12 protein-coding genes and 1 pseudogene are annotated in these 16,826 nt (G+C 58.4%); 12 read left to right on the forward strand and 1 reads right to left on the reverse strand.

The genetic code is table 11. From position 1 onward, the window contains the following. Positions 1–274 precede the first annotated feature (274 nt). From ACTEK7_RS11995 to ACTEK7_RS12020, 6 genes are all read left to right on the forward strand, one after another. Positions 275–544: a hypothetical protein gene (locus ACTEK7_RS11995; protein ID WP_225130964.1), complete on the forward strand. Its 270-nt coding sequence runs from the start codon at positions 275–277 to the stop codon at positions 542–544. A gap of 907 nt (positions 545–1,451) precedes the next feature. Then, positions 1,452–2,921, forward strand: coding sequence for an acetyl-CoA carboxylase biotin carboxylase subunit (locus ACTEK7_RS12000; RefSeq protein ID WP_225130966.1), 1,470 nt, complete (start codon positions 1,452–1,454; stop codon positions 2,919–2,921). A 1-nt stretch (position 2,922) separates the two neighbouring features. Further along, positions 2,923–3,426: an acyl-CoA carboxylase biotin carboxyl carrier protein subunit gene (locus ACTEK7_RS12005; protein WP_225130967.1), complete on the forward strand. Its 504-nt coding sequence runs from the start codon at positions 2,923–2,925 to the stop codon at positions 3,424–3,426. A 1-nt stretch (position 3,427) separates the two neighbouring features. After that, on the forward strand, positions 3,428–5,035 hold the full coding sequence (locus ACTEK7_RS12010) for an acyl-CoA carboxylase subunit beta (RefSeq protein ID WP_225130969.1): 1,608 nt from the start codon (positions 3,428–3,430) through the stop codon (positions 5,033–5,035). 490 nt (positions 5,036–5,525) lie between these two features. Next, positions 5,526–6,536 (forward strand): anthranilate phosphoribosyltransferase, encoded by a 1,011-nt coding sequence (gene trpD, locus ACTEK7_RS12015; RefSeq protein WP_225130979.1) that lies wholly within the window; start codon positions 5,526–5,528, stop codon positions 6,534–6,536. Positions 6,537–6,792: 256 nt separating this feature from the next. Continuing rightward, positions 6,793–6,978: a hypothetical protein gene (locus tag ACTEK7_RS12020; protein WP_225130980.1), complete on the forward strand. Its 186-nt coding sequence runs from the start codon at positions 6,793–6,795 to the stop codon at positions 6,976–6,978. Positions 6,979–7,259: 281 nt separating this feature from the next. Here ACTEK7_RS12020 and ACTEK7_RS12025 read toward each other — a convergent pair whose 3' ends face one another. After that, positions 7,260–7,550 carry a hypothetical protein gene (locus ACTEK7_RS12025; protein WP_225130982.1) on the reverse strand — a complete coding sequence of 97 codons (291 nt, stop codon included), beginning with the start codon at positions 7,548–7,550 and terminating at the stop codon, positions 7,260–7,262. A gap of 740 nt (positions 7,551–8,290) precedes the next feature. Between ACTEK7_RS12025 and ACTEK7_RS12030 the strand changes: the two genes are divergently transcribed. The 6 genes and pseudogenes from ACTEK7_RS12030 to ACTEK7_RS12055 all read left to right on the forward strand — a co-directional run. Next, complete coding sequence (locus ACTEK7_RS12030) at positions 8,291–9,415, forward strand: M20 family metallopeptidase (protein ID WP_225130984.1); 1,125 nt, start codon at positions 8,291–8,293, stop codon at positions 9,413–9,415. A gap of 840 nt (positions 9,416–10,255) precedes the next feature. Continuing rightward, positions 10,256–10,633 (forward strand): hypothetical protein, encoded by a 378-nt coding sequence (locus ACTEK7_RS12035; RefSeq protein ID WP_225130986.1) that lies wholly within the window; start codon positions 10,256–10,258, stop codon positions 10,631–10,633. Between the two features lie 151 nt (positions 10,634–10,784). Then, on the forward strand, positions 10,785–12,317 hold the full coding sequence (locus ACTEK7_RS12040; protein ID WP_225131013.1) for a class I adenylate-forming enzyme family protein: 1,533 nt from the start codon (positions 10,785–10,787) through the stop codon (positions 12,315–12,317). A gap of 163 nt (positions 12,318–12,480) precedes the next feature. Then, a complete protein-coding gene (locus ACTEK7_RS12045; protein ID WP_225130996.1) occupies positions 12,481–13,797 on the forward strand; it encodes a preATP grasp domain-containing protein in 1,317 nt (438 codons plus the stop codon). A gap of 641 nt (positions 13,798–14,438) precedes the next feature. Beyond that, positions 14,439–14,759: an IS66 family insertion sequence element accessory protein TnpB gene (gene tnpB / locus ACTEK7_RS12050; RefSeq protein WP_345944123.1), complete on the forward strand. Its 321-nt coding sequence runs from the start codon at positions 14,439–14,441 to the stop codon at positions 14,757–14,759. Between the two features lie 96 nt (positions 14,760–14,855). Next, positions 14,856–15,082: pseudogene (locus ACTEK7_RS12055) on the forward strand (IS66 family transposase); the annotation flags it as partial. Positions 15,083–16,826: the final 1,744 nt, after the last annotated feature.

Genomic DNA, 16,826 nt, shown 5'->3' on the forward strand with positions numbered 1-16,826 from the left:
GAAATGCGACACCGGCGCTCCGTATAATCACGTAACAGCGACGCTCGTGGCCTCGGTTGCCGAAGCGGGCAGTCGCCATGCACAGCTGCTATTCTGAAACACCAAAGTGCGCCTTGCAGCCGAGGCTCGTACGAAGAATGCACAGCCCCGACATCCTCAGACGATGGGATGCACGAGGGGCTTGAATCGGACCTAGCGTTAGATTGTACGATCCTGGACAAGTGGGAACCACGTCCGACAATCCAGCGGTCCGGACACGTCATGAGAATTGCGAATGTTTGAAACATCTAAACTCACCTGGCGCGACTCGATCAGGACGATAAGATCTTCCAGGCGCATCGTTGTCCGCGCTTCGTCGGAGCTGTTCCTGTCGCGGCTGGACGAAATCGCGCGTTTCGAGATCTGCACGGCAGGCGCTTCCATCACCGTAGCCTCGCCGGAACGGACGCAAGACGGAGGCTCCGCCTCAGATACCCCACCCAACGAACACGGGCGCGACTACACCAAACACAGTCTCGGCCCGCGCCATCATGGTTCGCTCTGAACGATCGAATGCATCATCAACCGTGGCTTGAGCGCACCTGGCTTTTGCCCGATCTCTCTGCCTCGCGATAGTTGGCACGTGCCCTTCCCGCCGGCTACCGCGTCAATAGTCGCCTGGCGGATAGGCTCAGCCAGAGTACCTAAGCACATGTCACGCCCAAGCAATGCCTCGCAACATCCAAGCATGCACAACCGCACAATCACCGGAAGCTCCGAAATGATCACTTGTTTGGCCAGCTCACCCGCCAGTGCATCCCCTCTTCGCGGAGCTCCACCACTAGGGCAGGTGTCGTTTCGTCGTGCCGGACAGATGACCAGCACCGTACAGTCAGACCGCAAAAGTGAAAGGACGAGCTTGCCGGCACAGCACTTAAGCAGTTCCAGCTTGTTTCGCGGTTGACAGGTCATGTTGGCACTTCGCGCAGGAAGAACAATACCGCTGCCCGACCGACCTAAAGGGATATCATGACTCAAAATCAACGAACTCAGCTGCCTTCGCGCCTCACACTCTACTACTGCGCCGTCGCTCTTGCCGTCGCAATGACAGCTCTAATACCCAGGCTGGTCAACGCGCGCGATCAAGCGCCGACCGCAGAGGAGAAAGAGGCTTGCATGGAGGACGTGTTCCGCCTTTGTAGCAGCCACATACCAGATCGCACCGCTATCACTGCCTGCCTCAGATCCAAGCAAGCGAGCCTCAGTCAGCAATGTCGCTACGTGATCTCCGTGCGCGACACTGGCAAAAAAAGCAGCGACTCGAAGTGAAGATGTGCTGCCTGTTCGTTTGCCTCATCCACAGAAGTGGTCCAAGCCTGACCTGCAGGACGGTCACCCGAGGTCAGATGACGAGCATGGCCGCCTACAATTGACCGACGCTCTGGTTCAATCGCGCTTGTCCGGATAGGCGAATGCATAAATTACCCTTCGATACGGTTCTGATCGCCAATAGGGGTGAGATAGCCGCACGTATCATCAAAACCTTGAACAAGCTTGGGCTTCGGTCTGCAATTGCCTACCATGAGGTTGACGCGGGAACCCCGGCCGTCTCAATGGCCGACCTGGCTATTCCGATCAGCGGCCGCACGCCGATCGCAAGCTATCTGGATATCGAGCAGATCATCGCTGCCGCCCGCAAGGCGAACGCCGGCGCGATACATCCCGGTTATGGAATGCTTTCCGAGAATGCGGAATTCGCCAGTAGAGTGACAAAGGCCTGTATTGTATTCATCGGACCCGCTCCAGAAACCATCGAGCTAATGGGCGATAAGATCCGCGCCCGTGAGTTCGTTCAAAGCAACGGCTTTCCAGTCGCACCCTGCGCCATCGAGGAAGATGATCCGGCCACATTCGTTTCGAGAGCGCGGGCTATTGGAGTTCCTTTGCTCGTGAAGCCATCATCTGGCGGTGGCGGCAAGGGAATGCGGATTGTACGCGACCTCGCTACGTTGGAGGCAGCCATTGAGCAGGCGAGCAGTGAAGCGCGTCGCTACTTTGGAGATGGCCGACTTTATGTTGAACGATATATCGAAAGACCGCGACACATTGAAGTACAGGTGCTCGGTGACGCCTTCGGTAACTTGGTCCATCTCTTCGAGCGCGAATGCTCGGTGCAGCGCCGTTTCCAGAAGATCATCGAGGAAACGCCCTCGCCAGCGCTATCACCAGAATTGCGGACCCGGATTTGCGAAACCGCCGTCGGCATCGCCCGTGCAGCGAACTATCAGAATGCAGGAACGGTCGAGTTCATTTTCAGCGGCGGAGAGTTCTACTTTCTAGAAATGAATACACGCCTTCAGGTCGAACATCCGGTGACCGAGATGATCACCGGCGTCGATCTGATCGCCGAACAAGTCTATGCGGCAGCGGGCCGAAAACTTGCACTTTCGCAGTCCGACATTCTTTCAAATGGGCATGCAATCGAGCTCAGGCTTTGCGCCGAGGCTCCCGAACGCGGATACGTCCCGACCACCGGCAAAGTACTTCTTCTCGAGTATCCGGATGGCGCACGAATCGACAGCGGCATCATGCAAGGCCAGCACATCACGGCGGCATTCGATCCCATGCTCGCCAAGATCATTGTGCATTCACCGAGCCGCATAGAGGCTGCTCTGAAAGCCTACCGCGCCGTTCGCGAACTGGTTCTACTTGGGTGCGGGACCAACGCGAGCTTGCTCGCACGGATTCTTTGCGACGAGGCATTTCTTGGCGGTCAGTTCCATACGGGATACCTAGAAGAAAATCCACATCTCGCCGCCGACAACTTTGCTGCCGAAATGTCTGCGTTCCTGGCATCTGCGGCTCTCCTGACAAGACCGGTCCGCGAGTCGGCCGATGCCGTGCCCGAGTTTCACGCAGCGCTCGGTAGTTGGAGAAATTGACGTGTATCACTCATTCGAGGTCGACGGCGTATATCATGAATTGTGGCTTTCACCCAACCAGCGAGACTACCGGCTCCATCTTCGAGACCAGGTGATTGCCCCTGTCGCGTTCAGCCATTGCAATGACAGTAGCGGCATCTTGACCATTGCGGGCCAGAGCGAACCGGTCAGATTCGCCATCGAGGGGGAGCTAATTCACCTCCACATCCGCGGCAGGACGCGCATTTTGCGCTACAACGACCCGTTGCGAGCGTGCGCATCCGGCAATAACGAGACTCACGCTTTGGAGGCCCGGGCGCCGATGCCCGGCTTTGTTGTTGCGATCACAGTTTCGTCCGGTCAATCGGTCTCGGCGGGAATGGCACTGATGACGATTGAAAGCATGAAGCTGGAAACGATCATACGCTCACCACAGGATGGCATCGTCCATCGGATTCACGTCAAGGAAGGTGAGAGCTTCGAGCACGACGCTGTGCTGGTCACGCTCTCTAAAGAAGGGCGCTGAAATGCAGCGGATCGGTTCCGTGGCGAACGTGAACTCGCAGGAATTTCGTCGCAACGACCTGCACAACAGACAACTTGCCGCCGAATTGAAAGAGCGCCAACGCGTTGCCCGCTTCCACAGGCCTGAGCGGGACTTCGAGCGGCTGCGTCGGCAGAATAAACTTTTTGTTCGTGAGCGGCTCGCGGCCTTGCTCGATCCGGAAACTCCGTTCCTAGAGCTTTCGACGCTGGCGGCTAACAAGGCATACGACGGCGAGGTGCCCGGCGCCGCCCAGGTTGTCGGCATCGGCATTGTGGCGGGGCGAGAGGTTATTGTTCACGCCGACGATGCCAGCGTGAAGAGCGGCGCATGGTATCCACTCTCGGTCAAGAAGATCGTGCGGACACTGGATATAGCCATCGAAAACCGTCTGCCGGTGGTTCACCTGTGCGACTGCGCCGGCGGATTTCTGCCTTTGCAGGCGGAATTCTTTGCTGATCGCTACCATGCCGGTCGAATTCTCCGCAATCAATCCGTTCTCTCGAAGATGGGGGTGCCGCAGGTCGCCATCGTCATGGGCCACTGCACCGCGGCAGGGGCCTACGTCCCTGCGCTTAGTGAATACAACATTATCGTCGAAGGCACTGGAGCGATTTTTCTCGGCGGTCCTCCGGTCGTGAAGGCTGCCACCGGCGAACAAGTGTCCGCCGACGAACTTGGCGGCGCTCTCATGCATACCAGCGTGTCGGGCACCTGTGATTACTTCGCAAGCTCCGAAATCCATGCGATTGCGATTGCCCGCGACGTCGTTGCTCGCTTCCACCAACCGGCGAAGACCTCGATCGATCGAGTGGTCCCCGAGCCGCCCGCCTATAGTGCGTCCGAACTCTACGGTATCATTCCAAACGACGCGCGAGCGCAGTTCGACATGCGAGAGATCATCGCTCGTCTGGTCGATGGCAGCCGATTTCAAGAATACCAGCCGCGGTATGCGACATCACTCGTGTGCGGCTTTGCGCGGCTTTATGGATATCAAATCGGGATCATTGCCAATAATGGCGTGCTGTTCGGCGACAGCGCGCTAAAGGGGGCTCATTTCATTCAACTGTGCGACAAGAACCGGACGCCCCTGCTCTTCCTGCAGAACGTAACTGGCTTTATGGTTGGCCGCGAATATGAACGGCGTGGGATCACCAAGGACGGCGCCAAGCTGATCATGGCGGTGTCCGGAGCGTCCGTGCCGAAGTTTACGATCGTTTGCAATAGCTCGCACGGCGCAGGAACTTACGCTATGTCGGGACGCGCGTTTGATCCTCGATTCGTGTTCAGCTGGCCGAATTCTCAGATATCTGCGATGGGCGCCGAGCAGGCCGCCGGAGTTCTCACACACGTCAAGGCGAGACAATTGGCTCGCGCCGGAGGGCGCCTCTCGGAGCAGGAATTGGCAGCCATTCGAGCACCAATTCTTGAAGAATATCGCGAGCGGTCAAGTGCCTATTATGCGACCTCGGAAATCTGGGACGACGGCATTCTTGATCCTGTCGATACCAGAACTGCCCTCGCAATCGCATTGAGCGCTTCGCTCAATGCGCCGATCGATGCGCCGCAATACGGCGTATTCCGACTGTAAGGCAGGACCGAACACGGCTGGCTCACCGCTTCATGCGCGCGGATCAACGGGACGCGTCGATCGCTCTATGAAGGCCGTCCTGCGCACCTTCATTTACAATCCGGTGGCGTTATTTTGTAGAGCCCAGCTGAGATCGGGCTCCATCTCCCCAGCACCAATACTCGCGAAGCAGGTAGAGGAAGCCGCTTCAATGCTCCACGACGGCGGCGCCCGACGCTAAAAGGCTTTGGCGGTGATCCGGTCGGAACACCGCGGTAAAGAGGCCGCTGCGGGCGTGGCAAGCGGGCGCGAGAGAGTGCCATCGGTCCTGGCATCAAGAAACTACAGTGTTCTACTGGCCGACGACCTCCTCTCGACGGCACGAAATGGAGAGCTTGACCCTCACGTAGCGTCAGGTTGTAGCCTCGCCGAGGGCGCCCACACTCAACCGACTGCCGCCTCAAACGTCGCGGAAGAGATCGAGGTTTGAACAAGGAACGTGTAAAGTTCGATGGAAGAGCTTAGATCGATCATTGGCAAAGTTGCCAGCGGCGCCACTCTGACGCGCGAGGAAACTGCGTCAGCCTTCGACAGCGTGATGTCGGGTTACGCGACTCCCTCGCAAATCGGAGGCTTGTTGATGGGGATGCGGGTCCGGGGCGAGACGGTCGAAGAAGTCACCGGGGCCGCCTCCGCGATGCGGAATAGAATGCTGCGCGTGGAGGCGGCTTGCGACCCCGTCGGTATCGCTGGCACGAACGACACCCCTATATATTCGGTCAACGTGTCGACGTGTGCTTCCTTCATCGTCGCCGGGGTCGGCATTCCTGTCGCCAAGCATGCCAACCGCGCTGCGTCTTCGGGTTCAAGCACCGCAGACGTGTTGGCGCGCCTCGGCGTGAAGGTCGATCTCAAGCCTGAAGCTATTGCACGTTGTGTACAGGAAGCCAACATCGGCTTCATGTTTGCCTCGGCCCATTATCCGGCGATGCAGCGCGTCGGCCAGATCCGGACAGCACTTGGAATCCACACGATCTTCAATCTAATCGAGCCTCTGTCCAATCCGGCCAGGGTCAAGCGGCAGATCGTTGGGGTATTATCTCCCGAATGGGTCCAGCCTCTGGCGTACGTCTTGAAGAACCTCGGTGCCGAGTCGGTATGGGTTGTTCATGGCTCGGACGGGCTCGACGAAATAACCCTTACCGGTCCAACCTTTGTTGCTGCGCTTGAGGCGGGTATAGTCCGCACCTTCGAAGTGACGCCGGAAGAAGCCGGGCTCCCCCGCTGCCGCGACGCGCTGGAGAGCGGCGATGCAGAGGCTAATGCCGTTGCGCTGCAAAATGTGCTTGATGGCGTACCAGGTCGATTTCGCGACGCTGCGCTTTTGAACGCGGCAGCGGCATTGGTTGTGGCCGGGCGGGCCTCGACCCTGCGGGAAGGCGTAGCACTTGGACAAGAATCACTTGATGGCGGCGCCGCAGCCGCTCGACTGAAGCGCCTGATCGCGGTTTCGAACGCGTGACAGCCGAGCTGGCCGATGTTCCAGTATTCCGACCAAGACTGTTGCTCACGAGCGCGAAAGTATTGCAGGCGTGAATGCGCGTCACTTCTGCGGGATTTCAAGGAGCGTGCGCCGCCTGCGCTCGCCCTCATCAAAGCAAGTCGCGCTGAGCACGCGGCCCGAGCGCCAACTTTTTTTCGACGAGAGTCTGCTGCAGCCAGAGTTGCCGAGGTGAGGACCCACGAGGAAGCGCGCTGCGCGCCAAAGGAGAGAATCGATGATGTCCTGGCTGAAGGTTGAAGCACAAGGATCTATTGCAGTGTTAGAACACATCATTCGGAAGTTCCGAGAATTGATCGATACAGATGGCTCGATCCCGCCGGAGTTGCGGGGAGCGCTGCACGCGACGCTGGATAAGCATCTTCTCGAGGCAAAAAAACGTATTCTCCTAAAGGCGCTTTAGGTACGCCGATGCCGTCTACATGCGGAGAAACTCTGGTAGCCGCGCGCCGGTACCGAAATCGGCATCATCCCCTCCGCCCGGCGGCCCAGCGAGGTTCCAGCCCAGCTGGTCGGATCGCGACCACAACTCTGTGTGCACTGGCGCGTCGGCGGCCGCTCAGCGCGGTTCTGCTTGAGAAGGGTCCTATTGAAACTCCTGGCGGCGGCAATTCTCAGTTCTGCCGCTGCAATCGCCGATCCCGATAACAAGGTGAGATACTGCACGTCCGTCTGGTCATGACTTCAGCTAATCCAGAGGACATCGAAGTCATAGCCGAGCTCGACCTGAGCTTGCTCGTCACGTAATTCCGACACCGGATACCTTATTAGGGGCCGCCCAATACGGATAAAAGTCGGAATCGGGTACAAGTCCAGAGGCAGATCATGAGCCACCAGTTTGAAATGCCGTCTATCCGACCGACAGAGTTCCGTCAGACCATGCGCAATCTGGCCAGCGGGTGTCGCCATCGTGACGAGCGGAACGGCAGCCGGACGACGTGGACTGGCGGTGAGTTCTTTGACGTCCATCTGCATGGAGCCGCCGTGCCGCTGGCGGTCGGGAGGGGCCCAAGGGTGTTCACCGCTTCGATACAGCGCCCACCGCTATTGCCGAACGCATTTTGCGCGCTCGAATGCGTTTTGTATGACCACAAGGTGCTTGGCACACATACCATCTTTATCGGATGAATTTATCGCGACCCGACAAGGCCGTGGCAATCCATTGATCAACTTCCGGGGCGCGGAACCCTACTGCTTGACTGAGCGCGGTGGCATCGATCCCTGGCCGCTTCCAGCGACAGTCGTCGAACAATCGACCGGGCTGCAACTGTTTCACTGATTAGAGCTCGTATTGAGAGGTCCGTCCCCTCAGCTCAGGCGATTTCGGCGCTTCGCCGCTCGTACGATGCTGCCGCTGGCCGGCGACCTTCCGCGTTGAGAGGCGTGGGGGTCACCTGGTCAGGACAATGCGATTTGCGCGGATCTCGCAGGAAGGTCCTGATCAGAATAATTACAGCTCACCAGAACGACCAACTCCAGAAGGGCCTTCTTCTTAGGTCCGCATAATCCCGTCGAAAACTACCAGCTTTGGTAGCTCAAGTTAAGATCGACAGGCGCGTACATCGTTGCCGCAGCAAGATCGGATCCAGAGGCACGCCTGGGTCACAACGGCTGGCGACCCTTTAGATGTTCGGCCTCGATTCTGATGTGAGTACATGGTTGATGTCATGATCTTGCAGAACGATAACAATCGAATTCAAAGGCGTCAGACAACTATGTCCAGCAACGCGTTCGAAATCGCCCCGATTCTCGAGGGCATTCGCCGCTGGGTCATGATCGAATCTCCGACGGAGCGGCCGGATCAGATCAACAAACTGGCTGATGTCGTCGCAGCAGGCTATCGCGACCTGCCCGCCAGCGTCGAGCGCGTTGCGGGGCATGACGGCTGCGGCGATCATTTGGTTATCCGCTCTTCTTGGGGGCAGGGCGTACCGGGCCTTCTAATCTTGAGCCATCTCGACACAGTCCATCCGATGGGATCCATCGAACGGCTACCCTTCAAGATCGACGGCGACAGTGCGTTCGGCCCCGGCATCTACGACATGAAGGGCGGCGCCTACCTCGCCTATCACGCATTCCGGCAGATCTGCGCCGATGACGCACGCCCGCCGCTCGGCATCACCCAGCTCTACGTCTCGGACGAAGAGATTGGCAGCCCAACCTCGCGCGCGCTGATCGAGGCCGAGGGCCGCAAGGCCAAATACGTGCTCGTGACCGAGCCGGCGCGCGACGGCGGCAAGGTCATCACCGGGCGCAAGGGCGTTGCGCGCTTCGAGGTATTCATAAAGGGTGCGGCCGCGCATGCCGGCACGCGCCCCGAGGACGGCCGCAGCGCGATTCGGGAACTCGGCCATGTGATCCAGACGCTGGAGGCGATGAACGATCTCACGCGCGGTATCACCGTCAATGTCGGCGTCGTCCGCGGCGGCACCAGGCCAAACGTGATCGCGGAACTGGCCTACGCGCAAGTCGACATGCGCGTCCCGACCATGGCCCATGCCGACGAGCTGGTGCCGAAGATTCTGGGCATCAGCTCGCGCACCGAGGGCGTCAAGGTGAAGGTATCAGGCGAATTGAACCGTCCGCCATATGAGAAGACCAGCGCCGGCGCCGCGCTTTACGCACACGCCAAACAGCTTGCTGCCGAGCTTGGATTCGAGCTGCTCGACGCGTTCAGCGGCGGCGGCTCCGATAGCAATTTCACCGCGCCGCATACCGCGACCCTTGACGGCCTTGGCGTCGATGGCAAGGGCGCGCATACGCATTATGAGCAACTCTACATCTCGTCGATTGAACCTCGCGCGCGGCTGCTGTACCGCCTCTATCAGACACTGCGATAATCGCGAAGTCAGTGACCACGAGGTACGTTGGATGACGCCCGCCGGCACATTCGCGGGATCGTTTCTCCAACGCCGCAAGGGCTATAGGCTGGTGCCCCTATCAGGCCGACCTCATCGAAAACTATCGGTCGGCCGCATTTGGCATCGCACGGTCGGCGCCAGATAGACGTGACTGAGCTATTCAATGACGGCGCAGCGGACTTCACGCGCGCAATCGGCTGCAAGGGCAGCGAGCGCCTGGTCGAAGGGCAAGCGTTTCCGGCAATGGGCTCATCGGCAGGCGACCCTGATCTCGACGGGAGACGAACTTTCTTGGCTCACATCGCAGCGCTGAATGCTTGCGACAGCACACCGGCCGGCGGCCCTTTTCCGGCAGCCTGAGAGCTTGGCCACGTTGTCACAGGCCCAAAAAAGGGCTTGAATCTCACGTAACGTTAAGTTGTACGGTCTTGAGGTTAGCACCTATCTCGGTCTGTCGCCGGGATTGTGAAGGATTGAGAATGTCTCAGCTGGTCAGATCCAAGCCCCCATGGTCGGTCGTGATCCTCATCCCCGATGCTGGGTCGGTCGGAAGGGCTATGCAGCGAGTGCCGGTTGCGGAGCTACTGCTCGCACGTAGCTTTGAATGGTTCGGCATTCCGGAACCGAGACTATGTGACTGTGCTGGGCCGGGCCACCAGACAGGCGTTGAGGTCAGAATTGATGGACGTAGACCTCCATCCGAAGCCCCAGCGGAGGGTCGCTGCTTCCTGAATCTGAACCAAACCCCTCCTCTGGCGCGACACCGCGCCAAAATCAGTTGGCCGAACCGGCTTTCCGCTCTGTTCAAACTGCTTTCCCATGGCTGGCAAGGCAGACGGCGGGCCTGCGCAGGTTTTCAAAGAGCCTGAGCTGCAAGTGCCGCTCCGCGCAACCACCCGGCATCGCAGATATTGCTTGGCATTCTGGAGCAGCAAGTTGAAAGCGCCCGACGACGTCAAGAAGGTCCTGTTAATCGACCATATTGAAGGCCAATGCCGTTGCATCATCGGCTTCAAAGATGGAGATGCCAGAGCGGCCTATATGTGCGGCGAGCCTGTATATCAAAGACGCGGCAAGAAACTGTCTTCGTGGTGTGCCTATCACTACCGACAGATGCACACGACCGCCGCCGAGCAGAGAGTCAGTGATCAATCGCCCGAGATCCCTCAAGCAATATCCATTGTTCGCAACCCATGACATCCATCAAGAAGGCCTAGGCCGTGTCATCATAGCCTGTACAAGGGCCAACCGAAGCATGTGATCGGAGCCTCGCCAAGCAATTCCGGGTTGCGGCTGAAGCGCATCGGGACAAACGTAATTTGCGAGCCTGAGGCGCATGGATAACAAGTTGGATCTCTGCACACTGATCGAGCGAAACGCTGCGTATACTCCCGGCAAAACCGCGATCCGTTTCGAAGGGCAGAGTCTCAGCTACGCCAGCCTCAATCGACGGATCGAGCGGATCGCTCGCGCCTTCAAGAGCCAGCTCGGCGTCCAAAGGGGAGACCGGATCGCGATCCTCAGCCTCAACAGGCCTGATTATCTGGCGCTGCTCTATGCGTGCGCGAGGCTCGGCGCAATCCTCATACCATTGAATTGGCGTCTTGCGGCCGCCGAGCACGCTTTCATTTTGTCGGACTCCGGGGCAAAAGTGCTCGTTCTTGAGCAGTGCTTCGGCGCAGCTTTGCCTGTCCTGACGAAGCAAGTGCCCCATGCCTCTCTTGTCGGGTTGGACTTTACGCCTCTCGGCGGCTGCAAATTGGACGATCTCCTGGACGGAGACTGTGGCGACGGACGCAATCCTCGCGCGGAGCCGTCTTGCCCGCTTCTGATCGTCTATACTTCGGGCACCACAGGGCGACCGAAAGGCGCCGTGCTGCGTCAGGAAGCGTTGCTCTGGAACGGCATCATGAGTCAGCACATGCATGACCTCACCTCGGCCGATCATACGCTGGCTGTTTTGCCGTTCTTCCACGTTGGTGGCTTGAACATCCAGACGACGCCGACTTTGCATCACGGCGCGACGGTGAGTATCCACACCCGCTTTGGGGCGGAGACCATGCTTGATGCGTTCGAGCGTGACCGGCCGAGCTTGGCAGCCCTGGTGCCAGCCATGATGCAAGCCCTGGCCAGCAATGGTCGATGGGAAAGCACCGACCTATCCTCGCTCAGAGCAATCTGTACCGGATCGACGATGGTGCCTCAGCACCTTGTCGAGCGCTTTGTCGCGCGCGGCGTTCCAGTCCTGCAGGTTTACGGTTCAACGGAGACCTGCCCGATCGCTGTGTATACGAAGCTCGGCGGAAATCTCGTGCCTGAGGGCTCAAGCGGCTTGGCAGGTCTCTGCTGCGAAGCGGCGATCCTGGATGATTCGGGCCGCAAGTTGCCGCCCGGTAACCCAGGCGAAATCGCAGTCCGTGGACCCAACGTTTTCTGCGGATATTGGGGCAATCAACAGGCAACGCGTGAGGCTCTTAGCAATGGTTGGTATCGCACTGGGGACATTGGCCGCTGCGACGCAGATGGATATATTTGGGTCCACGACCGCAAGAAAAACCTGATCATTTCGGGCGGAGAGAATATCTATCCGGCAGAAGTAGAGCGTGTGCTTGCGGACCATCCGGATGTCGCGGAATGCGCCGTGGTCGGTCGACCCGATGCGCGCTGGGAAGAAGTACCGGTCGCTTATGTGATCAAGCGACCGGGCGCCCGGGTCGAGGCGGAAGCGCTGACGGCACATGTCCAGTCACAGCTCGCCCGTTTTAAGGTGCCGCGCGAAATCATTTTCACACAAGAACTACCGAAAACCGCGTTGGGCAAGATCCAGCATTTTTTGCTGAAGGATCGCCACGTGATCAGCCCGAAAGGAGCTATCAATTGAGATCGGCAGATTGGAGGCGCGCCGTACTCTCCCGCTACATCGCAGGTGATATCGAGACGGCGCAAAATCAACCTTCGCTCAGTGCCTCACCACGGCGCAGCAAGTTCAACATTGTGGCCTGACGATCCCTGTCTGATCGCGTCCAGATGCCCGGAGGTCGCGGATGCCGCGGATCTTGATCATGAATGCCGGTACGGCTCAAATGTCGGGCGCCGATCTGACATCAGCTCAACTTTCGCTGGCCGCCAACTCGGCATACCGTTCAGCGTGGTTTGCCCAGCACGGCGACCTAATAGTCTCCCCGGTAGTCATCCCGGCGGATCTGCTATCCTTCATTGGCGCGACGCTCGATTTCGACGCATCGAGTCTTTTTCTCCTTGTACCTGAAGGCGGCCGCCAATCGCCGGTCCTTGATGACTGCACATTGCTGTCCAAGACTGTCGTTGAGCGCATCAACCGACATATTCGTCAGAAATCAAACTGGCGATTGCATCCCTGCTACTCTACTGAAGGCGTCGCACGCCTGGCGGCCATGCTGGGCATACCGCAGACCGGCGACGACTTCGCTCTGCAGCGAGGGCCTGATCTGTTGAACCGCAAGAGCCACTTCCGTCAATTGGCGACAAGCGTCGCACTTCCGCTGCCCAATGGATCTGTCACGACGGACTCAAACGAACTATTCAGAGCGGTCACTTCCCTCAGATCCGAGACCGGCAGAGTCATTGTAAAGCTGGACAATGGAGCCGGTGGGGTCGGAAATGTCATCCTGACCGGCAAAGAAAGCGATCCACTACCTGGGGCAAGAGATACCCGGCTAATTTCATGGCCGTCGTTTGATCCTGACGCGCTTTGGTCTGAGATGACAACAGCGTCGTGTAGGACGCTGGTCGTGGAGTCGTACCACCTGGCCCGGTCTTTGTTCTATCTCGAGTATGAAATCGAGGATGATGGTTCAATCGTTTTCATCAACAGTGGAAACATACGTCTGCGTAAAAGCACAGATCGATCCGAAAGAGCTCTGATCTGGACAGGACTTGAGCTTCCAAGTGACCTGACGAACGAGCAATGGTTGACCGCCCAGGCACACGCCTACCGATTTGTGGCACTTGCGCGAGACCTGGGATATCGCGGAATGATCAACATTGACGCCATTTTCGCGAATCACGGTCGGTTGCTGTTTAATGAAGCGAACGGCCGCTGGGGTGGCGGCTCGGTGTTACACAGTATTGCGGTCCGACTGCTGGGCTTCGACTATTCCGGTTGCAACGTTATTTTATCCGTGAGAAATGTTCGATCACGATCCCTCCAAACAGCGCATGATCGTTTCGGCAAGGAAGGATTTCTATTCGACCGCACACGCAAGGAGGGCGTGATCCCGCTTGCTGCCGACGAAGAGGCTGGCACGGTGGAGTGCCTTGTGATCGCGCGCGACAGGCCCGCGGCCCGCGATCTGCAGCACCGCCTACTGAGAATTGCTTGATTGAGATCCCATCGACCATATCTTGGACCGTTCAATTGATCCGAACTTGCCCCTGCTTTCGATCGCACCTTGAAACCCGTACCTGAGGACGTGACGTGAATGTCTGCTCCGTCTCGCTCTGGCTCTGTCAGCCCAAATCGCGGCTACCCTTAAGTCGCTCGTGCGTGCCGATCGGCGGTAAGCCTCCGAGAAGAGACGCCTTGCAGCGGACTGGCCTGATAGTTGAGAAGATCAGTGCGCTGAATCGACTTGAGGTGGTGGAAACAGGCCGGCGGCGCTGGTCTGAGAGGATAAGGCTCGGATTGCTTTGGAAAGCATGTCCGAGCCACGCCTGGTTGCGGCGACAGCGCGGCGATATGGCTTGTCGCGTTCTCTGCTGGTGACTTGGCGAAGGGCCGTCGCGGCAGACCGGACCAAATCCGAGGCTGGCTTTGTCAAGGCAGTTGTGGCCGAGGGTGGGGCATGGCCCCGGTGGCGGCCTCATCGGAGAGCGCGACAGCACATTGGACGGAGCATCGGATTGAGATAGAGCTGGCTGGCGGGCGGCGCGTCATTGCCGATGCGAGGCTCGACGTTGAGGCGCTTCGTCGGACTATCGAGGCTCCGGATCCGGGGTGATTCCAATCCCTAGGGGAGTTCGGGTGTGGCTGGCGACGGGCCACACCGACATGCGCAAAGGCTTCGTCTCAATTTCGTTGCAGGTCCAAGAGGTGCTGCGCCGTGATCCCCTGAGCGGTCGCTTGTTCTGCTTCCGCGGGCGCCGGGGCGATCTATTGAAGGTGATCTGGCATAACGGCCAGGGAGCATGCCTGTTTACAAAGAAGTTGGAGAGAGGTCGTCTTATATGGCCGTCGCTGGCGGACGGCGTGGTGTCGATCTCGCAGGCACAGATGAGCTATCTTTTGTCCGGCATCGATTGGCGCAATCCCCAGGAGTCCTTGCGTCCAACCAGCGTGGGCTGAGAGTTTGTCGTTTGAATCCGGCGGCGAACATGATTCCATTTGGTCATGGACTCCGCCGGCGACGGACTGCCGCCCGATCTCGCTGCCGCGCATGCAATGATCCTGGCCGAGCGTGCGGCCAGGCTTGCGGCGGGGGGCCAAACTTGCTGAAGCGGCCAATGCCCAAGCAAAGCAATCGAGCAGCAAGCGCTGATCTCCCACCTCAAGCTCGAGATTGAGAAGCTGCGGCGGACATTTTATGGGACGCGCTCGGAGCGGTCGGCGCGACTGCTCGATCAATTGGAGCTGGAACTTGAGGAGCTCAGGCGGCCGCAACTGAAGATCTACAAAGGAAGCGCCAATCAGATCATGGCCTTCAAGATGGACGTTTCGGTGCTGTCCAGGCCAACGAAACCGCTGACCCGCTCTACTCTCCGAACTACCTGAACCTTAAGCTTGCGGAGTGATCCGCTCAAAACGCGCGGCCCTGAGAGCGGGCCGCGAGTTAGACCACCGCACCCGTATAGCTTTCGAGCAGTCCGCACCCGTTTGTTCGGGCGGCATTCGCACACAATCAACATCCACAACAGCACGACCGCTAGGGGGTCCGTCAGGCCAATCCAAGTGGGACCGCACAGAAGTTCAACGAGAAGGGGCGGCATGGTAGCAAACGCTTTTCTCCATGGGCCTCATTCATCAATGATACTCAGCCACCCCGGGCTCCAAGCGCCCACAGGCAAGCGACCGTGATTGCGGTGAAAACGAACACAGCGCCAATTGCTAGCGCAATTTCCATCGTCGGCTTCCTTCTATTGCGCGGACCACCCACCAGACGGTGTATGTGAAGGAATTCCTCCGCCAATCGACTATCTGGACACCATTGTCCGTCACTCTCACGGAGAAGTGGGTTGAGGTGCAATAATCAAGGCCGCTGTAGAGTCGTGGGCACTTGGGCCCCGGTAGCCAATGCGGCTCCGCACCGAAGTGATATATACTCGGTAGCGCACCGGCCATGGGACATTCACTTTCGAAGTCGTAACCGTTTGTTATGCTCGCGGTTACGCGGACTCTGATTCTGTTGTACCTGCGGCCTTCATGTTCGTACACGCTGAGGACTTCACGACCGAACGCATGAGCGAACGCGATAGCCGCTGAAGCCGCTCGAATACGTTGCTCCATGTTGCCTCGCGAGCAATAGCGGGGCGGACCCGAAATGGCACTGAAACATGTCAGGCCCGCCCCAGCATCACAGCCCCTGCAAGACCGGTGACGCTCACTGCACCCAAGCAAGCAACGTGCCTTTTTTCAAAAGGCTGCTGTACCTCGCCTGGCTGTGTGTACTTGTCCAGTTTGTCCTATTTTGTTCTGTCCCATAGTCCGTTAGGACGCAAAATGTTTGCAACCCGACATTCGCGTGTCAACGTTGAACTCAAGCGCAGGTAAGCTCGCAATCGCACAGAAGGGCGATCGCATCGCTCCGGAAGTAGCGCTGACGCTTGCAATCTACACCCTGCCGATCCCAAGCAGCGATGGGAATTACTCAAGAGTCCAGGTTTTATTCTGAGTATCGCCGACAATAAGCTGTGCATCGACAACAAAACCGCGTCACGAAAGATGGCAATCCTACTTGGCTCTACCAATTCAACGGGTCAGTTGCTCAGCAGTGGAATTTTGTACCCCTAATGGAGCTTAGTGTTCCAGAGTGACTGCCTCAAGGGGCGCGACGATTCGCGGCGCGCACAAACCGAATTCCGCTGATTACTCGCAAAGTGCGTCTGGTACGATCATCCTGCAGGCGCAAATCCGAGTCGTAAGGCAAGCACGAAAATGAGTTCATGGGACGGGCTTAGCCCTGGCCAGTTCTTGGCGCGAGTAGCGTTTTCACTCGCTGTAACGTCCGCCGTCGTCGCCGTGACTTTCTTCGTAATCCGCTACATGGCGGGCTTTCATCGATGATCACAGCAGGCGCAGTGATCAAACATCGCGCTCTGCCGGACAAACCGATAATACGCGCAGCAAAACCGCGAAAGAAGGCGATGGAATGCCGAATTTAGGCGCCCATGCGGGATTTGTTGCATTAGTCGGTTT

The organism is Bradyrhizobium sp. JHI2711, from assembly GCF_056156565.1.